Origin of the sequence: Nocardioides sp. T2.26MG-1, from assembly GCF_950101795.1 — a bacterium.
Lineage (GTDB): Bacteria > Actinomycetota > Actinomycetes > Propionibacteriales > Nocardioidaceae > Nocardioides.
In genome coordinates, this window is sequence record NZ_CATNLZ010000023.1 from 85,066 (window position 1) to 100,429 (window position 15,364).

At 71.6% G+C, this 15,364-nt stretch carries 12 protein-coding genes; 10 read left to right on the forward strand and 2 right to left on the reverse strand.

Annotation, left to right across the window (positions count from 1 at the left end; translation table 11 throughout):
• The first annotated feature begins 4 nt into the window (after positions 1 to 4).
• The 6 genes from QQZ14_RS13210 (at position 5) to QQZ14_RS13235 (ending at position 7,192) form a co-directional block, all read left to right on the forward strand.
• The gene (locus tag QQZ14_RS13210) at positions 5 to 1,915 is read left to right on the forward strand and encodes an acetyl/propionyl/methylcrotonyl-CoA carboxylase subunit alpha (RefSeq protein WP_284534787.1); all 1,911 of its coding nucleotides are present in this window, start codon (positions 5 to 7) and stop codon (positions 1,913 to 1,915) included.
• Positions 1,912 to 3,072 carry an acyl-CoA dehydrogenase family protein gene (locus QQZ14_RS13215; protein ID WP_284534788.1) on the forward strand — a complete coding sequence of 387 codons (1,161 nt, stop codon included), beginning with the start codon at positions 1,912 to 1,914 and terminating at the stop codon, positions 3,070 to 3,072. Before QQZ14_RS13210 ends, QQZ14_RS13215 begins: the two co-directional genes overlap by 4 nt.
• A gap of 4 nt (positions 3,073 to 3,076) precedes the next feature.
• Positions 3,077 to 3,871: a carboxymuconolactone decarboxylase family protein gene (locus tag QQZ14_RS13220; protein ID WP_284534789.1), complete on the forward strand. Its 795-nt coding sequence runs from the start codon at positions 3,077 to 3,079 to the stop codon at positions 3,869 to 3,871.
• Positions 3,872 to 3,895: 24 nt separating this feature from the next.
• A complete protein-coding gene (locus QQZ14_RS13225; RefSeq protein WP_284534790.1) occupies positions 3,896 to 4,828 on the forward strand; it encodes an AEC family transporter in 933 nt (310 codons plus the stop codon).
• A 61-nt stretch (positions 4,829 to 4,889) separates the two neighbouring features.
• Positions 4,890 to 6,134, forward strand: a complete 1,245-nt coding sequence (gene dinB, locus QQZ14_RS13230; protein ID WP_342395237.1) for a DNA polymerase IV — start codon at positions 4,890 to 4,892, stop codon at positions 6,132 to 6,134.
• 38 nt (positions 6,135 to 6,172) lie between these two features.
• Positions 6,173 to 7,192 (forward strand): YihY/virulence factor BrkB family protein, encoded by a 1,020-nt coding sequence (locus tag QQZ14_RS13235; protein ID WP_284534791.1) that lies wholly within the window; start codon positions 6,173 to 6,175, stop codon positions 7,190 to 7,192.
• 422 nt (positions 7,193 to 7,614) lie between these two features.
• Here the strand turns inward: QQZ14_RS13235 and QQZ14_RS13240 are convergent, their stop codons facing one another.
• Positions 7,615 to 8,625, reverse strand: a complete 1,011-nt coding sequence (locus tag QQZ14_RS13240) for a LacI family DNA-binding transcriptional regulator (RefSeq protein WP_284534792.1) — start codon at positions 8,623 to 8,625, stop codon at positions 7,615 to 7,617.
• A 384-nt stretch (positions 8,626 to 9,009) separates the two neighbouring features.
• Between QQZ14_RS13240 and QQZ14_RS13245 the strand changes: the two genes are divergently transcribed.
• From QQZ14_RS13245 to QQZ14_RS13260, 4 genes are all read left to right on the forward strand, one after another.
• On the forward strand, positions 9,010 to 10,269 hold the full coding sequence (locus QQZ14_RS13245; protein ID WP_284534793.1) for a sugar ABC transporter substrate-binding protein: 1,260 nt from the start codon (positions 9,010 to 9,012) through the stop codon (positions 10,267 to 10,269).
• Between the two features lie 86 nt (positions 10,270 to 10,355).
• Complete coding sequence (locus QQZ14_RS13250) at positions 10,356 to 11,327, forward strand: carbohydrate ABC transporter permease (protein ID WP_284534794.1); 972 nt, start codon at positions 10,356 to 10,358, stop codon at positions 11,325 to 11,327.
• A 1-nt stretch (position 11,328) separates the two neighbouring features.
• The gene (locus QQZ14_RS13255) at positions 11,329 to 12,156 is read left to right on the forward strand and encodes a carbohydrate ABC transporter permease (protein WP_284534795.1); all 828 of its coding nucleotides are present in this window, start codon (positions 11,329 to 11,331) and stop codon (positions 12,154 to 12,156) included.
• A gap of 26 nt (positions 12,157 to 12,182) precedes the next feature.
• Positions 12,183 to 13,886 carry an amylo-alpha-1,6-glucosidase gene (locus QQZ14_RS13260; RefSeq protein ID WP_284534796.1) on the forward strand — a complete coding sequence of 568 codons (1,704 nt, stop codon included), beginning with the start codon at positions 12,183 to 12,185 and terminating at the stop codon, positions 13,884 to 13,886.
• Positions 13,887 to 13,899: 13 nt separating this feature from the next.
• Here QQZ14_RS13260 and QQZ14_RS13265 read toward each other — a convergent pair whose 3' ends face one another.
• Positions 13,900 to 15,363, reverse strand: coding sequence for an ArnT family glycosyltransferase (locus tag QQZ14_RS13265; RefSeq protein WP_284534797.1), 1,464 nt, complete (start codon positions 15,361 to 15,363; stop codon positions 13,900 to 13,902).
• Position 15,364: the final 1 nt, after the last annotated feature.

Consider the following 15,364-nt stretch of genomic DNA (forward strand, 5'->3'; position numbering starts at 1 on the left):
CCCGATGATCAGTCGCTTGCTCGTCGCCAACCGCGCCGAGATCGCCTCGCGGGTGTTCCGCACCTGCCGCGCCCTCGGCATCGAGACCGTCGCGATCCACTCGGACGCCGACGCGGCGCTGCCCTACGTCCGCGAGGCCGACCACGCCGTGCGCCTGCCCGGCAACGCGCCGGCCGACACCTACCTGCGCGTCGACCTCGTGCTCGACGCCGCGCGGCGCTCGGACGCCGACGCGATCCACCCGGGCTACGGCTTCCTCTCGGAGAACGCGGAGTTCGCCCGGGCCGTGATCGACGCCGGCCTGACCTGGGTCGGCCCTGCCCAGGAGTCCATCGAGGCGATGGGCTCCAAGATCCGCGCCAAGGAGATCATGAAGGCGGCCGGCGTCCCCGTGCTGGAGGCGCCGCCAGAGCCGACCGAGGACGACCTTCCGCTGCTGGTCAAGGCCTCGGCGGGCGGGGGCGGCCGGGGGATGCGCGTCGTGCGCACCCTGGCCGACCTGCCGGGTGAGATCGAGAAGGCGCGGGCCGAGGCGGCCTCGGCGTTCGGCGACGGCACCGTGTTCGTCGAGCCCTACGTCGAGCGTGGCCGCCACGTCGAGGTGCAGATCGTGAACACCAGCGTGTACGGCGAGCGCGACTGCTCGCTGCAGCGCCGGCACCAGAAGGTCGTCGAGGAGGCGCCGGCGCCGCTCCTGCCGGAGGAGGTGCGCACCGACCTCCATGACGCCGCGCGCAAGGCCGCCGAGGCGATCGGCTACCGGGGCGCCGGCACCGTGGAGTTCCTCTACGACCCGGCGAGCGAGCGCTTCTGGTTCCTGGAGATGAACACCCGGCTCCAGGTCGAGCACCCGGTCACCGAGCTGGTGCACGGCGTCGACCTGGTCGAGCTCCAGATCGAGGCGGCCGAGGGCAGGGTGGTTTCGAGACGGGCCCCTAGCGGGCCCTCCTCAACCACCGTGGACGGGCACGCGATCGAGGTGCGGCTCTACGCCGAGGACCCGGCCGCCGACTACCAGCCGCAGAGCGGGACCCTGACGACCTTCGAGATCCCCCAGGAGGAGGGGATCCGCGTCGACGCCGGCTTCGAGTCCGGCAGCGAGGTGTCCACACACTACGACGCCATGCTCGCCAAGGTGATCGCGCACGCACCGACCCGCGAGGCCGCGGCCCGCAAGCTCGCCGGCGTGCTGTCCCGGGCGAAGATCCACGGGCTGGTCACCAACCGGGACCTGCTCGTGGCGGTCCTGCGGGACGAGCGGTTCCTCCGTGGCGACGTGAGCACCGACTTCCTCGTTGACCCGCCCGAAACTTTCGGGCGGGTCAACGATGATGCGGCGGCGGCGGCGGCGATCGCGCTGGCCGAGCAGGCGAAGGCCGCACGGACCGTGCAGCGTGGCATCCCGGTCGCCTGGCGCAACGTGGTCTCCCAGCCCCAGCGCACCGTCTTCGAGGAGGCGACCGTCGACTGGCTCGGCGGTCGCGACGGGTACGTGGTCGACGGCCACACGGTGGTTGAGGTGCGAGGGCCGCTAGGCCCGAGCCTCGAAACCACCGTCACCCTGGAGACCGACGGCGTGCGCACGACGTACGCGATCACGGTCAACGGAGCCGGTGTCGACGTCGACAGCCCGCGTGGCCACGTGCGGCTGACCCGGGTGCCGCGGTTCGTCGACCCGGCCGAGGCGGTCGCCAGCGGCAGCCTGCTGGCGCCGATGCCCGGCACGGTGGTCAGCGTCGTGGTCGAGGCCGGACAGCAGGTCGAGGCCGGCCAGCCCGTCCTGGTGCTCGAGGCCATGAAGATGCAGCACACCGTGAGCGCGCCGTACGCCGGCGTGGTCACCGAGATCGACGTCAAGCCCGGTGCGCAGGTCGCCGCCGGAGAGGTACTCGCCGTAGTGGAGGAGCAGGAGTGAACACGTTCACCGAGTCCGAGGAGCGCCAGGAGCTGCGCAAGGCCGTGGCCAAGCTGGCCGGCAAGTACGGCGGCGACTGGTTCGCCCAGAAGGCCCGCGCCGGCGAGAAGACCACCGAGCTGTGGCTGGAGATCGGCAGATGTGGCTACCTCGGCATCAACATCCCTGAGGAGTACGGCGGGGGTGGCGGCGGCATCGGCGACATCGCGGCGGTCTGCGAGGAGCTGGCGACCGCCGGCTGCCCGCTGCTGCTCATGGTGGTCAGCCCGGCGATCTGCGGCACGATCATCAGCAAGTACGGCACCGACGAGCAGAAGCAGCAGTGGCTGCCCGGCATCTGCGACGGCACCTCGACGATGGCGTTCGCGATCACCGAGCCCGACGCGGGCACCAACACCCACAACATCACCACGACCGCCCGCAAGGACGGCGACGAGTGGGTGCTCAACGGTCGCAAGATCTACATCTCCGGCGTCGACGAGGCCGACAACGTGCTCGTCGTCGCCCGGGCCGAGGACGCCAGGACCGGCAAGGTCAAGCCGGTGCTGTTCGTGGTGCCGACCGACGCGGACGGGTTCGAGGCCCAGCCGATCCCGATGGAGATCGTCTCGCCGGAGCTGCAGTTCAGCGTCTTCCTCGACGACGTCCGCCTGCCCGCCGACGCGCTCGTCGGCGACGAGGACGGCGGCCTGGCGCAGCTGTTCACGGGCCTCAACCCGGAGCGGATCATGGCCTCGGCGTTCGCCACCGGCATGGCCCGGCACGCGCTCGGCAAGGCCACGGCGTACGCCAAGGAGCGCACGGTCTTCAAGGGCCCGATCGGCTCGCACCAGGCGATCGCGCACCCGCTGGCGCAGGCGCACATCGAGATCGAGATGGCGCGGCTGATGACCCAGAAGGCGGCCGCGCTCTACGACGCCGGCGACGAGTTCGGCGCCGGCGAGGCGGCCAACATGGCCAAGTACGCCGCCGGCGAGGCCGCCTGCCACGCCGCCGACGTCGCGGTGCAGACCCACGGTGGCAACGGCATCACCCAGGAGTACGGCGTCGCCGGGCTCCTCGTCGCCGCCCGCACCACCCGGATCGCCCCGGTCAGCCGCGAGATGATCCTCAACTTCGTCGCGATGCACTCCCTGGGGCTGCCGAAGTCATACTGACAAGGTGACCTCCTTCGAGCTCGACGGCGCCGCGGCGCTGGAGCAGTACGCCCCTGCTGCCGCGGCGGCGTTCCGCCGGGTCCAGGAGGTCCGTCCGTCCGGCCTCTACGACGAGGTGCTGGAGAGCCCTGGAGTGGCGGCGTTCGCCGACCAGTTCCGGGTCGACGTGTCGCAGGTCGACGAGCGGCTGCGGTCCGCCTTCGCCGACGCGACCGGCAAGCGTCAGTTCGACGTCGCGCAGATGGTCTGGGTCGCCGACATGGCCCCGCGCCTGACGGCGGCGCTGGACGCGGTCTTCGGCCCCTCGACCTGGGCCGAGGTGCCGCGCCGGGTGCCGGTCGCGGACGTGTGGGCGCTGATCGAGTCGTTCCTGGCGAGCGTGGCGCTGCTGGATCGGCTCGACCCGACCACGACCGAGCTGGTCCGGCTCCGCGGCGCCCGCCAGCACGCGTGCCGGCTCTGCGCGTCACGGCGCTCGGTCGCCGCGATCGAGGCGGGCGCCGGCGACGCCGACTTCGAGGCCGTCGACCACCACGAGACCAGCGACCTGTCGCCCGCGGCGAAGGCCGCGCTGGCGCTCACCGACGCGATCATCTGGACGCCGCTGGCGATCCCAGAGTCGGTCGTCGCCGACGTACGCCGCGAGCTCACGCCCGAGCAGGCCGTCGAGGTCGTGCTCGACGTGGTCCGCAACGCCGCCAACAAGATCGCGGTGGCCCTGGGCTCCGACGCCCCGACGATCACCGACGGCGTCGAGCTGTTCGTCACCGAACCGGACGGCACCCTCACCGTCGTCTGATCCCGACGTCCCTAAGGTGGGGGCGTGGTGGCGGTCTTCGACGGGTTCGCGACGATCGTCGCGCTGATCGCGCTCGGCACCCTGCTCGCCCACCTCGGCGTGATCGACGAGGCCGGCCAGCGGACGCTCTCGACCCTGGCGTTCTTCGTGGCCAGCCCGGCGCTGCTGCTCACCGTGCTCCAGGACAGCGACGTCGGTGCGGTGTTCTCCGAGAACCTGATCGCGACGGCCGGCGCCGTCCTCGCGAGCGCGGTGCCGAGCGTCCTGATCAGCCTCGCGCGCCGGCGCCGGCTCGGGGACACGGTGGTCGCGACGCTCTGCTCGTCGTACCAGAACGCCGGCAACCTCGGCCTGCCGATCGCGGCCTACGTGCTGGGCGACGCCGCCCTGGTCGCGCCGGTGCTGCTGATGCAGCTGCTGGTGCTGCAGCCGCTCGCCCTCACCCTGCTCGACGTCGACGCCAGCTCCGGTGCGGACGGGGGCGGGCTCTCGGTCCCGGCGGCGCTGCTGCGCCCGGTGAAGAACCCGCTCACGATCGGGTCCGCGCTCGGGCTGCTGCTCGCGGTCACCGACGTCGAGCTCCCGTCGGCCCTGCAGGACCCGCTGACGCTGATCGGCGGGATGGCGGTGCCCGCGATGCTGCTCGCGTACGGCGTCTCGCTGCGGCTCGGCCCGCTGCCGGGCCGTGGGGTCCCGATGCCCGATCTCGCGCTCGCCGTGGCGCTGAAGATGGTGGTGCAGCCGGCCGCGGCGTACGCGCTGGGCCGCTTCGCGCTCGGCCTCGACGGCAACGCGCTGCTGGCGGTCACCGTGCTCTCCGCGCTGCCGACCGCGCAGAACATCTTCATCATCGCCTCGCGCTACGACCGGTCCGTCCTGCTGGCGCGGGACGCGATCTTCGTCAGCACGATCGCGTCGGTGCCGGTGATCGTGACGATCACCGCGCTGGTGGCCTGAGCCCCCGTGGCCTGAGGTAGGTCCGCTCGACACGCTCGAACAACTGTTCGATACTGTCAGGGTGGGCAGGATCGCGAGCAGGCCGGAGGCGAGCATCCTGCACGCCGACCTCGACTCGTTCTTCGCCTCCGTCGAGCAGCGCGACGACCCGCGGCTGCGGGGCCGTCCGGTGATCGTCGGCGGTGGGGTGGTGCTGGCCGCGAGCTACGAGGCCAAGGCCTACGGCGTGCGCTCGGCGATGGGCGGGCGGCAGGCCTCGCGACTGTGTCCCGATGCGCTGGTGGTGCCGCCGCGGTTCTCGGCGTACGTCGAGGCGAGCCGGCGGGTGTTCGAGATCTTCGAGGACACCACGCCCCTGGTGGAGGGCATCTCGATCGACGAGGCGTTCCTCGACGTCGGCGGGCTGCGCCGGCTGGTCGGGTCGCCCGAGACGATCGGCGCCGCGCTGCGCGAGCGGGTGCGCGAGGAGGTCGGGCTGCCGATCTCGGTCGGCATCGCCCGCACCAAGTACCTCGCCAAGGTCGCGAGCGCGGTGAGCAAGCCCGACGGATTGCTGCTGGTGCCGCCCGACGGCGAGCGCGAGTTCCTGCATCCACTGCCGGTCGAGCGGCTCTGGGGCGTCGGCGCGATCACGGCCGCCAAGCTCCACGCCGACGGCATCCGCACCATCGGCCAGCTCGCCGAGCGCGAGGAGCTCGAGCTCACGGTCGCGGTCGGCAAGGCCGCCGGCCGGCACCTGTGGGCGCTGGCCAACCTGCGCGACCCGCGTCCGGTCGAGGTCGGCCGGCGCCGGCGCTCGATCGGGTCGCAGTCGGCCCTGGGCCGGGCCGGACGCCGGCGTACCCGCGAGGAGCTCGACGTGCGCCTCGCCGCGCTCGTCGACCGGGTCGCCCGGCGGCTGCGCGGCGGCGAGCGGATCGGCCGGACCTTCACGCTGCGGCTGCGCTTCGACGACTACACCCGCGCGACCCGCTCCGCGACGCTGCCGCGGTCGACGGCCGCCACCGCCACCTGGCTCGAGACCGGGCGGCGGCTCCTCGACGTCGCATGGCCGCTGATCGAGGAGCGTGGCTGCACGCTGCTCGGCATCACCATCTCCGGGCTGGAGGCGGCCGGTCCCGGGGTCTGGGAGCAGCTGGAGCTGCCGCTGTTCGTCGAGGAGTCGCGCGGCGACCGGCTCGACGTCGCGCTCGACCAGGTCCGGGACCGGTTCGGCTCCGCCGCGGTGACGCGTGCCGCCCAGGTCGGGCGGCATCTGGGGCTCGAGATGCCCACCCTCCCCGACCCGGCCCCGCGTCACGCGTAAACCACGCTCTCCGGCACCCCCGCCGGTACCGTGGGCAGGTGGGCAGGGCAATCGACGCCGTCGACCGCGGGCAGCGTCGCTTCCCGCCGGTCGCCATACCCCTGGCCGTGATCTACAAGTTCTTCGACGACCAGGGCAACTACCTCGCGGCGATCATCACCTACTACGCGTTCGTGGCGATCTTCCCGCTGCTGCTGCTCGGTACGTCGATCCTCGGCTTCGTGCTCCAGAACAACCCCGGCCTGGAGTCCGACCTGCTCGACACCGCGCTCAGCCAGTTCCCGATCATCGGCGACCAGCTGGGCCGACCCGAGGGCCTGCGCGGCTCGACCGCCGGTGTCGTCATCGGTGGCCTGGTCGCGCTGTACGGCTCGCTCGGCCTGGGCCAGGCGCTGCAGAACGCGCTCAACATCGCCTGGTCGGTGCCGCGCAACAGCCGCCCCAACCCGCTGCTGCTGCGGCTCAAGAGCCTCGGACTGCTGCTCACCGCCGGCGTAGCACTACTGGTGTTCTCCATCCTCTCCGCGCTCGGCAGCACCACCGAGGTGCTGGGCGGCACGATCAGCAGCTATCGCTGGCCGATCGTGATCGGCACCATCCTGATCATCACCGCGGTGCTCGCCGTGCTCTTCCAGTTCGGCACCGCCCGCAGTCACGACTTCCGCTCCGCGCTGCCCGGAGCCTTCACGGTCGCGATCCTCTGGCAGACGCTGCAGTACATCGGCGCGCTCTACGTCACCAAGGTCCTCACCGAGACCAACAGCATGAATAAGACCTTCGGGCTCGTCCTCGGTCTGATCGGCATCCTCTACATCGCTGCCGTCATGGGCGTCCTCGGCATCGAGGTCAACGTCGTCATCACCCGCCACCTCTGGCCGCGCGCCCTGCTCACGCCGTTCACCGACAAGGTCGACCTCACCGAGGCCGACAAGCGGGCGTACGCCGGCTACGCGCTCGCCCAGCGCCACAAGGGGTTCCAGAACGTCGAGGTGACGTTCGAGGGGCCGACGGTGGCGATGCCGGTGGTGGACGAGGACGACGGGAAGGGCACGGAGTAGGGCGGCCGCTGCTCGTCGGTGGGGGTCTCGTCCTCGATGACGTAGGCGTCGTGGTTGGAGATCGCGCGATGGCGTTCTGCCGCGCGCACCTGCCACGTGGTCGGCGCGGCGATGTGGTCGATGCTCAGCAAGCCGTCGATCTGGTGCGGCGGTGGTGCGGTCGGCACCTGGAGGCCGTGCCGGTCGACCACCGCGAGGACGGCGCGTGGTTCCAGTCGCTGCCCCACACAGTGGGGGCCGCCGCCTCGACGTCAGCGACTGCGGACTCCGTCAGTCTTGTCCGCGCTCTCCCGGTGACCCCGGACCGGTGCTGGTGGCGTAGCCGAACCGGAAGAACCCGCCCGCGAGGGCCGGAGTCACGCTGAGACGCCCCACCCGCCGGGCAGTTCATCCTGTCCGACTACGGGCGTTTCCCGACACCCTCAGACCTCGCGGGTGCTGTCGCGGTCGACGAGATCGGCGGACAGCAGCCGGGTGCCGTGCGGGCCGGCGTGGTCCGACGCCTGGATGCGACGGGCGAGCTGCTCGACGGCCAGCTGGCCGAGCATGCTGGGCGAGGAGTCCACGAAGGTGTACGGCAGCGAGAACCAGCGGGCGAAGTCCTGGGAGTAGAGGCTGACGACCGACAGGTCGTCGGGGACGCGGATGCCGCGCTGGTGCAGGACGTGGGGGAGTGCGGCGACCGACGCGTCGTTGTGGACGATCAGCCCCGTCGCCCCGGGGGAGCCGTCCAGGAAGTCGTGCCAGGACTGGTTGATCGCCGGCTGCTGCGACTCGCCGCAGTGGACCGCGAGCCCGATCCCGAGGGCGGCGGCGCGCTGCGCGGCGGCATCGCGGAAGCGCCAGGAGTAGGCGCCGCCGCGGTCGTAGACGTGCTGCGGCGGTGTCACCAGGATCAGCTCGCGGTGGCCGAGCTCGTGGAGGTGGTCGACCAGGGTGCGGGCGGCCCCCTCGAAGTCGAGGTCGACGACGTCGAGCCCGCGGGTGTTGCCGGGAAGCCCGACCAGCACGCTGGGCTGACGGGCCGCGCGCAGCGCGTCGAGACGGGGGTCGTCGTCGGTGACGTCGAGCAGGACCAGGCCGTCGACCATGCCGGACTCGGTGGTGCGCGTCAGCGCCTCGGCGCCGTCGGCCTCGGTCATCATCAAGATGTCGTAGCCGAGGGAGCGGGCCGTGTCGGCGATCGGCAGGATGTACTGCAGCATCGCTGGGGCGAACTCGTCGTCGTGGAACTGCACGAGCAGCCCGAGGACCGAGGTCTGCGAGGTGCGGAGGGCGCGGGCGCCGGCGTTCGGCGTGTACTTCAGGATCTTGATCGCGGCATCGATGCGCTGCCGGGTCTCGGGCGAGATCGACCGCTTGCCCGACAGGGCGTAGGAGACCGTGCTGCGGGAGACCCCCGCGGCCTTTGCGACGTCCTCGATGGTGGCCACTCGAGTCCCTTTCCGTGTTTCCAGTCGATCAGCGCGCCGGCACGACGCTACCGGCAGGCGCACAACAGGACGTCGAACCGATTCGACCCAGTGTTGCATTCGAAGTACGGATCGGCAAGCGAGTGCCGCCAGGACCGGCCGATGAGGACGACGGGATCGCACTCGGATGTGGACATTTTAGGCGGAGCGGAGCGTCATGGTCACCGGACGGAAACAATCGAATCGAATCGATTGACACGACCCCATGGGCGCGCTAACAATGGGCTCGTCGTGTAGTTGTGACGTCCGCCACCGGGGCGGCAGTCGTTCCCAGGGCGCCGCACGCTGCTCGGGTCCGCTTCGCAGTGCCAGGCCGTCGAGGCCCGGCGTGACTAGGAGATCAACATGAAGATGATGGGCACCCGACGGTGGGCGCTGGCGGCGGTCGCCGTCATCGCGGCCGGCGGCCTCGCGGCATGCGGTGGGTCGGACTCCGACGGCACCGACCAGAGCAGTGGGGGCGACGCTCTCACCACCGTGACCTACTGGGATCCCTACCCCCAGTACGAGGACGGCTCGGACTGGGCCGACTACGTCGCCGCGTGCGCTCCGGACGGCATGACCCTCAAGCGCACGGCGATCCCCAACGGCGACATCCTCAACGAGCTCACCACCGCGGTGAAGGAGGACAACGCCCCCGACGTCGTCCTCCTCGACAACCCGGCGGTGCCGGACGCGGCCGTGTCGGGCCTCCTCGCGACCGCGGACGACGCGGGCATCGACACCGAAGGCCCGGACGCCAACCTGGCCGGGCCGGGCACCGTCGACGGCACGACGTACGGCGTCCCCATCGGCGCCAACACCCTCGGGCTCTACTACAACGACGACATCCTCAAGCAGGCCGGCGTCGACCCGGCCAGCGTCACCTCCTGGGACGGCCTCGACGCCGCGTTGGAGAAGGTCACCGCCGCCGGCGCGAAGGGCATCACGTTCTCCGGGATCTCCGGTGAGGAGGGCACCTTCCAGTTCCTGCCGTGGTTCTGGGGTGCCGGTGCCGACCTCGAGGACCCGGGCTCGGACGCCGCGGTCGAGGCGGGCCAGCTGCTCTCGGACTGGATCGGCAAGGGCTACGCCCCCAAGTCGGCGATCACCGACAACCAGTCGGCCTCCTGGGACCTGTTCCTGACCGGCGACTACGCGTTCGCGGAGAACGGCTCCTGGTTCGCCAAGGCCGCCTCCGAGCTCGACTTCAAGGCCGTGATGATCCCGATCCCGTCAAAGGACGGCGGCCCTGCGCCGGTGCCGACCGGCGGTGAGTTCGCGGTCGCTCCGGTCCACCAGGACAACGCCGCCGCGCACTACGACGCTGCCCAGCAGGTCATCACCTGCCTGGTCGGCCAGGGCAACCAGGTCACGACCGACGACCAGCTCGGCTACTTCGCGGCGAACGGCGACGAGCGCCAGCAGCAGATCGACTCCGACCCGATCTGGGCGCCGTGGGCCGACGCGATCACGAGCGCCGAGGGCCGCACCACCGACCTCGGGCCCGACTACACCGCCACCTCCGGTGCCGTCTCCGAGGCGGAGCAGGCCGCGCTGAACGCGGCCGGCGACGCCGACGCCGTCCGGAAGGCCTTCGAGCAGGCCGCGCAGCAGGTCGGCTAGCGATCGTGCGGTGGTGGCGGCCACGGAGGCGGCCGTCACCACCCGCGGTCGTCCGAGCCCAGCAGCGCGTGCCCGGAGGTGTGAACGTGGACAACGTGACAGAGCAGAGGCCGACCACGACGACGTGGACCGAGCCCGGGGAGCGGGCGACGACCGTGACCCGACGACGCCTGCCGAGGCTCAAGCCGGGCACGCTCGCCGGCATCGGCTTCGTCGCCCCGTTGGCGGTCTACCTCGGCGCGTTCTACGCCTACCCGCTCTACGAGAACGTCTCGATGAGCCTGCACCGCTTCACGCGGGCGACGTACGTCACCGGGGATGCGCCGTACGCCGGCAGCGGGGTCTACCGCGAGGTCCTGGACTCTGCGCAGTTCTGGCCGACGGTGGTGCAGACCCTCACCTTCGTGGTGGTGTCGCTGGTCTTCCAGTACACCATCGGGCTGGCGCTGGCGGTGTTCTTCGAGCGCAGCTTCCGCCTCTCGGCGGTCCTGCGGGGGCTGTTCCTCGTGCCGTGGCTGCTGCCGATCATCGTCTCGGCGACCACGTGGCAGTGGATGATGGACGCCGACTCCGGGGTGATCAACCGGCTGATCGGCGTCTTCGGCGTCGACCCGGTGTGGTGGCTCAACAGCGACAACTCGCTGTGGGCGGTGATCATCGCCAACATCTGGCTCGGCATCCCGTTCAACCTGGTGATCCTCTACTCCGGGCTGCAGAACATCCCGACGGAGCTCTACGAGGCCGCGTCGATCGACGGGGCCAGCCGGTGGCGGCAGTTCCGGCACATCACGTTCCCGCTCCTCAAGCCGGTCACCGCGGTCACGCTGCTGCTGGGCTTCGTCTACACACTCAAGGTCGTCGACATCATCTGGATCATGACGACCGGGACCGGCAAGTCCCAGACGCTCGCGACCTGGGCGTACTCGATGGCGTTCGGCAAGGGCTCGTCGGCGGTCATCAAGTACTCCGAGGCCTCGGTGGTCGGCTCGATCCTGCTGCTGGTCGCGCTGGTCATGGGCTTCGTCTACCTCGCCGTCCAGCGGCGCCAGGAGGTGTGACATGTCCCGGCTACGCAGCGTGCAGCGGGCCCCGTGGAAGACCGCGCTGGGCGTGCTGCTGACCGCGGTCATGCTCTTCCCGCTCTACTGGATGGTGAACGTCTCGCTCACCGACCGCGGCGCGATCCGGGACGCCGAGCTCTACCCCCGCGCGTTCACGTTCGAGCACTACCGGGTGGTGCTCGGCGACCAGCTGCCCTACCTCCGCACCAGCCTCGTGGTCGGCCTGGGCACCGTGCTGCTCACGCTGGCGGTCGCGGCACCGGCCGGCTACGCGCTCTCCAAGCTGCGGGTGCCGGGGCGCAGGCTGATCGGCTTCCTGCTGATCGTCGCCCAGATGATCCCCGCCGTGGTGATGGCGCTCGGCTTCTACAGCGTCTACAACGACCTCGGCGTGCTCAACACGCTGCCCGGCCTGATCCTCGCCGACTCCACCATCGCCGTGCCGTTCGGCGTGATGCTGTTCTCGGCGTTCATGAGCGGCATCCCCCGGGAGATGCTCGAGGCCGCGCACATCGACGGCGCCTCGCACTGGCGGACGTTCGTCTCGATCGTGCTGCCGATCTCGCGCAACTCCGCCGTCACCGTGGCGCTGTTCGCGTTCCTGTGGGCCTGGTCGGACTTCCTGTTCGCGTCGACCCTCAACCGCGACGGCGGCAGGCTCCGACCGATCACGATGGGGCTCTACGACTACATCGGCTCCCAGAACCAGCAGTGGGGCGAGCTGATGGCGACCGCCGTCCTGGCCTCGATCCCCACTGCGCTCCTGCTCGTCGTCGCCCAACGCTACATCTCGGCCGGACTCACGGCCGGCGCGGTCAAGGACTGACCCCACCACCGACACCGAAGGACCCCATGACCGCCCCCGTCTCGTTCGACGTCCGCCAGATCCCCTTCTCCATCCGGGGCTCCTGGCTCGACCTCTCGCCGGTCGTCGCCCTGCACACGCAGGCCGACGAGATCCACCTGGTGTCGCACAAGAACGGCATGCACGCGGTCCTCGCGCTGCAGCCGGTGCTGGGCAGAGCGGCGGTGGACACCGCGTGGCGCGCCACACCCGCCGCCCTCACCTGGCGCGCGACCGACGGCGCAGAGGTGACGGCGGCCTTCGACGGCATCTCGGCCGTGCGGATCCGTGGCGCCGGGCTCGGGCTCCGGCTGAGCGACGCGTCGTCCGCGCTGACGCCGTTCACCGGCACCTACCTCTTCGAGGACCCCGTCGACGACGCGCTCGTCTTCACCTCCTACGAGACCGGGCGGCGCTACCGCGTCACGGCGCTCACCGGCGACCTGCACCGCGAGGGCGACCAGGCCCTCGGGCGCGCCGACCGAGCCGTGGTCGCCGGCGCCGACGGCCGGCCGTGGGAGATCGTCGTGCAGGAGACGACCGCGGCCGCCCCGCCGTACTCGTCGGACAGGTCCTTCGACGACGTGGTGGCCGTGGCGCGCGGCGCCTTCGAGGAGTACGTCGAGGCCGTCGCCCCGTGGCCGAGCGACACGGTGCCGGCCGCGGGGCTCGCGGCGTACGTCCTCTGGTCCGCGACCGTCGCGCCCGAGGGCTTCCTGCGGCGCGAGTCGGTGCTGATGTCGATGCACTGGATGGACAAGCTGTGGAGCTGGGACCACTGCTTCAACGCCCTCGCGCTCGCCGGGGGGCTGCCGGACCTGGCGCTCGACCAGTTCCGGGCGCCGTTCGACCACCAGGACGAGACCGGCGCCCTGCCGGACTCGGTCACACACTCCGAGGTGCTCTACAACTACGTCAAGCCGCCGATCCACGGGTGGACGCTGCGCCGGCTCCGGGCCACGCTCGCCCGCCCGCTCACCACGGCCGAGCTGACCGACATCTACGACCACCTCGCGCGCTGGTCGCGGTTCTGGCTCGACCGCCGCCGGCGGCCGGGGCACGAGCTGCCCTATTACCAGCACGGCAACGACTCCGGCTGGGACAACGCCACGACGTTCGACCTCGACCGGGTCGTCGAGGCGCCCGACCTGGCCGGCTTCCTGGCCATCCAGCTGGAGGTGCTCGCCGACCTCGCCGACGAGCTCGGGCGGCCGGCTGACGACTGGAAGCGCGCGCGCGACCAGCTCCTCGACGCCCTGCTGGGTCAGCTCTGGACCGGGGAGTCCTTCGTGGCGGTCGGTGCCACCTCGGGTACGCCGAGCACGGACTCGAGCCTGCTCAACCTGCTGCCCCTGGTGCTGGGCGACCGGCTCCCGCAGCAGGTCCGCGACGCGCTCGCCGAGCGGCTCGTGGAGCACCTCACGGCGTACGGCCCGGCCACCGAGCCGGTGACCTCGGCCCACTATGAGAGCGACGGCTACTGGCGCGGTCCGATCTGGGCGCCGTCGACGGCGCTCGTCGAGGACGGCCTGCGCGCCTGCGGGTACGCCGACCTCGCCGACACCGTCAACGAGCGGTTCCGGCGGCTGTGCGAGCAGTCGGGGTTCGCCGAGAACTTCGACGCGGTGACCGGCGAGGGTCTGCGCGACCGCGCCTACACCTGGACCGCCGCGGTCTACCTGCTCTTCGCCGCGGACGCCGTGGGTCGCTGACCGCGCCCCGTCCTCAGGCGTCGTAGTGCGACAGTTCTCCCCACCGTTCCGTCCACGACCCGCGCACGGACGAGCACCGCCAGACCGGCAGCCCCTGCTCCTCGTTGGGCGCGTCGGCGTCGTTGTCGAGCGTCGCCGCCCGGGTGCACCCGTCGAAGTCCGCGGTCGGGTCGCGCCACCCGACGACGATGACGGGGGCGGCGGACGCCGGCGGCGGGCCCCACTCCCGGTAGCCGTTGTGGCCGGAGTAGACGGGGACACCGACGCCGTACCAGCTCAGCGACCCCGCCTCGCCGTAGTTGCCGGTGAAGACCACGGCCGTACGGCGCTCGTCGGGTGGGAGCGCGTCGACGACCGCGCGGACCTGGTCGGTGTACTCCTCCCAGCCGATGGTCTCGAGCTGGACGTCGTTGACGTCGGCGTAGAACGAGCCGCCGAACGTCGAGGCCGGGAGGACCGGCAGCACCGCGGGGTAGGCGACGGCCGCCGACGCGACCATCCACGCACCGGCCCGGACGACGGCCCGCGAGGACCGGGTGGCGGCCAGGTGGGTGCACCCGGCGGCGATCAGCGGAGGGATCGCACCGGCGAGGTAGTAGCCCTTGCCGCCCGTGACGAGGAAGACGGCGAGCACGACGAGGAACGCGACCGCCAGCGGACGGGCCCGCACCCAGTCCGGGCGGCGGAGCAGCTGAACCAGCCCCAGCACCCACACCGCACCGATCAACGGGCTGAAGATCACCAGCGCCTCGAGCACCATCGTGATCCGTCCGCCGACCCCGCCGTACTCGTCGGCAATGTCGGCCGACAGGGCGAAGACCGGCCAGTCGTGCTGGGCCTGCCACCCCAGGTTCGGCACCCACATCGCCAGCGCGAGCAGGCCCCCGAGCCACGGCCAGCGCGTGCCCAGCGCCGGCCGTGTCTCGCGCACGAGCGCGACGCCGACCAGCACGCCGAGCAGGCAGAACGCGACCGCGTGCTTGTTGTTGAGGCCCACGCCGGCGACCGCGCCGGCGAGCAGCCAGAGCCGCGGGCGGTCGTCGACCAGCGCCTGTCCCACCACGACGAGCACCGCGGTCCAGAACAGCATGTCGAACGTCGCGGTCGACAGCAGGTGGCCGAGCCCCGGCACGATCGTGGAGAGGCCGACGGCCACCGCGGTCAGCGCCTGCCCGGCGCGGGCCGCGCCGAGCAGCCGGGCCGCCTGCACCGACAGCAGCACGACGCCGACCATTGCGAGCACCGACGGGATCCGGAGCACGGTGACGCTCGACGGCGCCACCAGGTCGGTGAGGCGGGCGAGGAACGGCGTGAACGCCGGCTGGTCGGGGTAGCCCCAGGCCAGGTGCTTGCCGGCCTCGACGAAGTAGAGCTCGTCGCGGTGCGGGCCGTAGTGGGGCGCGAGCAGCATCAGGCCGACGACGAGCACGAGACAGACGGCGCCGGCCTCGCGGACGGCGTACGGCGGGCGGTTCACG

What these genes read in the sequence shown, in the direction of transcription:
- QQZ14_RS13210 (WP_284534787.1), top strand. Translation starts at nt 5, where the DNA reads ATGATCAGTCGCTTGCTCGTCGCCAACCGCGCCGAGATCGCCTCGCGG.
- QQZ14_RS13245 (WP_284534793.1), top strand. Translation starts at nt 9,010, where the DNA reads ATGAAGATGATGGGCACCCGACGGTGGGCGCTGGCGGCGGTCGCCGTC.
- QQZ14_RS13255 (WP_284534795.1), top strand. Translation starts at nt 11,329, where the DNA reads ATGTCCCGGCTACGCAGCGTGCAGCGGGCCCCGTGGAAGACCGCGCTG.
- QQZ14_RS13260 (WP_284534796.1), top strand. Translation starts at nt 12,183, where the DNA reads ATGACCGCCCCCGTCTCGTTCGACGTCCGCCAGATCCCCTTCTCCATC.